Annotated in this window: 5 protein-coding genes and 2 pseudogenes; 3 read left to right on the top strand and 4 right to left on the bottom strand. The window is 63.1% G+C overall.

Annotated elements, in window-relative coordinates; translation table 11 throughout:
• Window positions 1-36: 36 nt before the first annotated feature.
• A complete protein-coding gene (locus QUV21_RS17240; RefSeq protein ID WP_300856566.1) occupies window positions 37-1,416 on the top strand; it encodes an aspartate ammonia-lyase in 1,380 nt (459 codons plus the stop codon).
• Here QUV21_RS17240 and QUV21_RS17245 read toward each other — a convergent pair.
• Genes QUV21_RS17245 through QUV21_RS17255 form a run of 3 tightly spaced genes read right to left on the bottom strand, consistent with a single transcriptional unit; the run spans window position 1,391 to window position 3,714 of the window.
• Window positions 1,391-1,732 carry an NAD(P)-binding protein gene (locus QUV21_RS17245; RefSeq protein ID WP_300856567.1) on the bottom strand — a complete coding sequence of 114 codons (342 nt, stop codon included), beginning with the start codon at window positions 1,730-1,732 and terminating at the stop codon, window positions 1,391-1,393. The two genes, QUV21_RS17240 and QUV21_RS17245, sit on opposite strands and share 26 nt — an antisense overlap.
• Before the next feature lie 9 nt (window positions 1,733-1,741).
• The gene (locus QUV21_RS17250) at window positions 1,742-3,097 is read right to left on the bottom strand and encodes a glutamine synthetase family protein (protein WP_300856568.1); all 1,356 of its coding nucleotides are present in this window, start codon (window positions 3,095-3,097) and stop codon (window positions 1,742-1,744) included.
• Window positions 3,094-3,714: an XRE family transcriptional regulator gene (locus tag QUV21_RS17255; RefSeq protein WP_300856569.1), complete on the bottom strand. Its 621-nt coding sequence runs from the start codon at window positions 3,712-3,714 to the stop codon at window positions 3,094-3,096. The genes QUV21_RS17250 and QUV21_RS17255 overlap by 4 nt, the downstream gene beginning before the upstream one ends.
• Before the next feature lie 151 nt (window positions 3,715-3,865).
• Here QUV21_RS17255 and QUV21_RS17260 point away from each other — a divergent pair, with 151 nt between their 5' ends.
• Window positions 3,866-5,221, top strand: a complete 1,356-nt coding sequence (locus QUV21_RS17260; RefSeq protein WP_300856570.1) for an FAD-dependent oxidoreductase — start codon at window positions 3,866-3,868, stop codon at window positions 5,219-5,221.
• Window positions 5,222-5,462: 241 nt separating this feature from the next.
• Here the strand turns inward: QUV21_RS17260 and QUV21_RS17265 are convergent.
• Window positions 5,463-5,606 (bottom strand): annotated as a pseudogene (locus tag QUV21_RS17265) (transposase domain-containing protein); the annotation flags it as partial.
• Here QUV21_RS17265 and QUV21_RS17270 point away from each other — a divergent pair.
• Window positions 5,606-5,780 (top strand): annotated as a pseudogene (locus QUV21_RS17270) (transposase); the annotation flags it as partial. The pseudogenes QUV21_RS17265 and QUV21_RS17270 sit on opposite strands and share 1 nt — an antisense overlap.
• Window positions 5,781-6,070 lie beyond the last annotated feature (290 nt).

Genomic DNA, 6,070 nt, shown 5'->3' on the forward strand with positions numbered 1-6,070 from the left:
AGTGAGGGTCTAGAACCCGTCACATCGGAGATAGACATGACATTCGAGTTACGCACCGAGGAAGACAGCCTTGGCACAATGGAAATTCCCAAGGATTGCCGCTGGGGCATCCACACCCAGCGTGCGATCGAGAATTTTCCGATCTCCGGCATTCCCGTGGCACACTTCCCCGAATTCGTCCGGTCGCTGGCATGGGTCAAGAAGGCCGCGGCGCGCGCGAACCTTGCGCTGGGCGCGCTGGAGACCGACAAGGCGGACACCATCGCGGCGGTTTGCGACGAAATCATCGCGGGCGCGCATCACGACCATTTCCGTGTCGACATGATCCAAGGCGGCGCGGGCACATCGACCAACATGAATGCGAACGAGGTGATCGCCAACCTTGGCCTCCTCCGCATGGGACATGCCGCAGGCGAGTATGAGCATCTGCACCCCAATGACGACGTGAACCGCTCGCAATCGACCAACGACGTCTATCCCACCGCCATGCGGCTTGCCATGGTCAGCCAGTGCGCCCCGTTCCAGGCGGCGCAGCGCCGCCTTTCTGCAGCCTTCGCCGAACGGGCTGAAGCCTTCGCCCATGTGCGCAAGATTGGCCGCACCCAGTTGCAGGACGCGGTGCCCATGACGTTGGGCCAGGAATTCGCAGGCTTTGCCGCTACGCTGGACGAGGATATCGAAATCATCGGTCGCCTGTCGCCGCTGCTGCTTGAGGTCAATCTTGGCGGAACCGCCATCGGCACGCGGGTAAACACACCTGAAGGTTATCCCGAACGGGTGGTTGCGGAACTTGCGGAAGTCTCCAGCCTGCCCACGAAACTGGCCGGGAACCTGATCGAGGCCTCGTCCGACGCTGGGGCCTATGTGACATTCTCGGGCACGCTGAAGCGCATTGCGGTGAAACTGTCAAAGATCTGCAACGATCTACGCCTTCTGTCGTCCGGCCCGCGGTCCGGCTTCAACGAAATCCGCCTTCCCGCTATGCAGGCTGGATCCTCAATCATGCCGGGCAAAATCAACCCGGTGATCCCCGAGGTTGTAAACCAGGTAGCCTTCCAAGTCATCGGCAATGACCTGACGGTGACTATGGCGGCCGAAGCGGGGCAGTTGCAGCTGAACGCGATGGAACCCATCATCGTGCTGAACATCCTGCAATCTATGCGCATCCTGATGCAGGCGATGGACACGCTGTCCGAGCGCTGCGTGAAGGGGATCGAGGCGAATGTTGCGGTTTGCGAGATCACATTGGAAAATAGCCTTGTCCTTGCAACAATGCTCGTACCTCATATCGGCTACTCCAACGCGGCCAAGGTCGCGAAGGCCGCGCTTGCGCTGAACCAAAGTGTCGTGGACGTGGCGGTAGACCTTGGTTTCGGCTCGCGTGATGAGATCAAGAAGATGGTCGGCGAATATTGAAACTGTACTCACTGTCCGACTGAGTTGACGTTGTTGCATTATGTGCTTCTGCCGGTTTCGTGGACACGAAACCGGCAGAAGCACGCGGCGTCAGGCCCATTCCCAGCCGGGCCGCCAGCACCTGCACCCTGTGGTGATGGGGCTGCCCCAGCCGCCGCCATATTTCTACCGGCGACCCGTCATCCCCAGGCAGGGTGCGCGAAAAGGCCGTTCCCCCAAGCCGGTCGCGCGCCTCGACAATTGTTGCCGCATGGCTCCGGTCGGCCAGCGCCAGGGCCGCCGCACATTCCGCCAGCCCACCACCCAGAATCAGCACACGGTCATTCTACAGATACCAGTCGTATTCGCGTGGCAGGACATCGGCCATGAAGGCCTCAAGCTCGCTGCGCTTGATGGCGGCATAGGCCGCCGGATAGCGCGGGCCGAAATACTCGGCCATCAGGCTTGACCCCTCCAGCTGGTCCAGCGCCGTCCACAGGCGCAGCGGCATATCGGGGTCGGCCTCCTCACCGGCATTCCCGGTGGAAGGCGGGGTCGGGGTCAGCTTGTTGGCCAGCCCGTAGTGGAACCCGGCCAGCATGGCGGCCATCACCAGATAGGGGTTGGCATCGGCGCCAGCGATGCGGTGCTCGATCCGCCGCGCGCGGCCCCCGCCCATGGGCACCCGGAAGGAAACCGAGCGGTTGTTGATTCCCCAGGAGGTATTCACCGGGACGAACTGGTTCGGCGCAAAGCGGCGGTAGGCGTTGATGTTGGGGGCAAAGAAGCCCATCGCGTCATAGGTCGTGGCCTGAAGCCCGGCGATGGCATGGCCCAGAAGGCGGTCGCCCTCGGGCGTGGTCTCGTCGAACACGTTGTGTCCCTGATCATCGACCAAGCTGGCATGGATATGCATGCCCGAACCGGACTGGTCGGCAAAGGGCTTCGACATAAAGGTTGCCTCAAGCCCGTGTTTCGCCGCAACCCCCTTGACGATGCGGCGCAGCATCAGCGCGTGGTCACAGGCCAGAACCGGGTCATCGACATGGCCGAGGTTCACCTCGAACTGCGCCCCGCCATATTCCGCCGTCGCAGCCCCGGCGGGCACGCCCTGGGCCAGACAGGCCGCGTCGATCTCGGCCAGAAGGGGGGCCCATTCGTCCAGCTTGTCAAAGGCGAGAACGCGCGGGGCCTCGGGCGCGCGGCCCGAACGGGAGGGCTGGGCCGGGGTGATCCGCCCCCTCTCGTCGCGTTTGGGATCGACGAAGTAGAATTCCAGCTCGTTCGCCACCACGGGTCGCAGACCCAGTTCGGCAAAGCGCGCGACAATGTCGGCCAGAATGGCGCGGGGGTCGAACCACCAATGCGGCGCACCTTCTGGCGGGGCTGGTGCGATCTGGACCTGAGCAGTCGGCACCTCGGCCCAGGGCACGGGCACCAGCGTGCCGGGGATCGGATAGCTGGTCGCATCCGGATCGCCATCCGAAAACCCGATCCCGTTCACATCCCAACAGGCCCCAAGCGCATCAAGCGTGGTGATCCCGGCGCAGAAGGCCACGCCGCCGGACCAGAGTTTCGCGGCGTCCCGCACCGGCATTCGCTTGCCGATTGCCGTGCCGCAGAGGTCATAGACAACTGCATCGACAAAGCGGGTCTCGGGGTGCCTTTCCAGATAGGCGGCCAGTTCGGCGGGCTGGGTCATGGGGCTTTCCTTGCATATTGGTCCCAATCGGACTTGGCCGAGGTCACGGGAGAAATGATCCATTGCACCTCGGCCGGGCCGGGGCCGGGATTGGCGATGCGGTGCGGCGTGGAGGAGCGGTATTCGATGCAGTCGCCGTCCTGCAGGAGGTGAAGCTCCTCGCCCAGGGCGATCTCGACCCTGCCGTGCAGCACCAACATCATCTCGTGGCTGTCGCCGTGGGTGTAAGCGTCGGGTCCCGTGGACCCGCCGGGATCGAAGTGGCCGACATAGACTTCGAAATCACGGATCGGCTGCTGCGACAGCAGTGTCTTTCGATAGCCGTCCGCCTGCGGCAGGGCCAGCCTCTCGGACCGGCGAAGGACGCGGTGCAAGCCGCCGCCGCGTTCCTCGAACAATTCCGCGACCGAGACTGACAGCGCCTCGGCGATCTTCATCAGGGTAGAGACCGCAGCCCCACTAGTGCCGCGCTCGAGCTGCGACAGAAAGCTGGCGGTCGTGCCGCTGCGCGCGCCAAGGTCTCGCAGCGACATCTGGCGCGAGAGACGAAACGCCTTGATCCGCGCGCCCATTCGGGCGGTCGGGGTGTCATCGGGGGCCGGGGTCAGGTCGTTCATGCCCCATATGAAGCAGACACTTTACAGCTTGTAAAGTAGGAGTGTATAGCATGTGCAGATTTCACGGAGTGCGGATCAAGAATCCTTCCCCTCGGGCGCGCCTCGGTCGCACTGCTGATTCCCCCAGATTTCCTGCACGGACTCCAAAATCATGACGATGACCCGCCGAACCACACTTGCAACTGCCCTGGCCAGCCTGTCCGCGCTTCTGGCGGGCCCGCTTCGTGCCCGGGCATCTGGCCGCCGGATCATCGTGGTTGGCGCAGGGCTCAGTGGCCTTTGCGCTGCGCGCGACTTGCAGGCCGCCGGAGCCGAGGTTTTGGTTCTTGAGGCCCGCGAGCGTATCGGCGGCCGCATTTGGACCTCGCGCCACTGGCCGGATCTGCCGATGGACCTGGGCGCAAGCTGGATCCATGGCACCGACGGCAACCCTTTGACTGCACTCGCCGATGCGGCGGGAGCGGCGCGGCTGGAAACCAGCTATGACAGCACGCTCTCGCTGGACGCCACGGGCAATGAAGCGGACCTGTCGGATGACTACGATCTGGTCGAGGAACTGATCGAGGCTGCCCGCAAGAACGCTGAGAGGCGCGACGAGGACCTGTCGCTTTGGGGCGCGATCCAGACCACGAAGGTCTGGAAAGAAGCGAGTGATGATCAGCGCCAGCGCGTGAGCCATATCCTCAATGGCATGATCGATGCCGAATACGGCGGAAGCAGCACCGAGGTTTCGGCGTGGTACTTCGACGAAAGCGAAGAGTTCGACGGCGGGGACGCGCTGTTTGCTGGAGGGTTCGACCAGATCATCCAGTATCTGGCAGAGGGTCTGGACATTCGTACCGGACAGGTCGTCTCCGCAATTGAGCTCGAGGGTGACGGAGCCCGTGTGGCGATCACTGGTGGAGGGTCAGAGGTGGCCGATCATGTCGTTCTCACCGTGCCCCTGGGTGTGCTGCAGTCCGGCGACATCGCCTTTGGTGCACCGCTGAACGAGGCGCGCCAGGCCGCGATTGCAACCCTCGGAATGGGGCTTCTGAACAAATGCTGGCTGCGCTTTGACCGTATCTCCTGGCCCGATGACGTGGACTGGATCGAATGGACTGGGCCCAAGATCGGGGAATGGGCGCAATGGGTCAGCCTTGCAAAGGCGGCCGGTGCGCCGGTACTCTTGGGCTTTCATGCCGCCGACAAGGCCCGCGAGATGGAGGCGCTTTCGGATGCCGAAATGGTGGCCTCGGCCCATGCTGCCCTGAGATCCATGTTCGGGGATGATTTCCCCGCGCCGGTGGACGCCCAGATCACCCGCTGGTCGCAAGACCCTTTCGCCTATGGCAGCTATTCGTTCAACGCCGTCGGCACCACGCCTGATATGCGTGCGGCGCTGGCAGGGGCAGACTGGGGTGGCAGGCTGGTCTTTGCGGGTGAGGCCGCGGAGCCAGACTACTGGGGCACCGCCCATGGTGCCGTCCTTTCCGGCCGCCGCGCCGCGCAGAACCTGACGGGCTGACCCTGGTCGACCCCGGGGTGGCTGTCTGACCTGCCAAGGGCGACATCGCCCGCAAGTCCGACTGGCAGGGTCCCTTCGTACCCCTGCGGGCTAGGATCACGGCGGCTGGTCAACAAGGAAGCAGCTAGTGCCGCGGAGGCCCCTTCAAACCCGCATCATGATTGACCGGTCCGGACGTGCTGCATTGCTGCATCCTATCGAAGCTGACTGTCCGCTAAGGGGTAGCCGTCCGGCCTGACCACTATCCGTTCCAGAGCCTGGGCAGCAGGTCGTCGACCTTTGAGATCTTGTAGTCGGGGATACGGGACAGGGTGTCTGCGAGCCAGGCGTGGGTGTCAACGGCGTTGAGTTTGGCCGTTTCGATCAGGGTGTAGGCGATGGCGGCGGCAGGCCGAACGGATATTGCAGGTCTTCGGCGGGGTCCTGCAGGTCGATGGCTGTGCCGGATACAAACGCCTGATCGCCCCGGACCGCATTGGGCTTGGCATCCTAGCTCGCCCAATGCTGGGCGCATACGCGCCGCAAGCTGATCGAGATCACCCGCACCGACCCCGCGCCAGATCCCCGTTGCCCAATCCGCCCAAATGGGCAAAACTCAGAACCGGAGTCTCGCTCACGCTGGATAAATGTTGGGGGGCAACGTCGATGCCACAAAACTTTTCTCGGTACCAGACGCAAAAAGCCCCCTGGGTTTCAGGGGGACTCGTCAAACGTTGAGGTGGCGTTGAGGTAAAACAGCAGGTGCTATACACAAGTGTTTTTGTCGGATTCCAAGCCTTTGTTATCCAAAGGTTTTTTGGTTGCGGGGACAGGATTTGAACCTGTGACCTTCAGGTTATGAGCCTGACG

This window comes from Tabrizicola sp., from assembly GCF_030373185.1.
In the GTDB taxonomy this organism is placed as follows: Bacteria; Pseudomonadota; Alphaproteobacteria; order Rhodobacterales; family Rhodobacteraceae; genus Tabrizicola.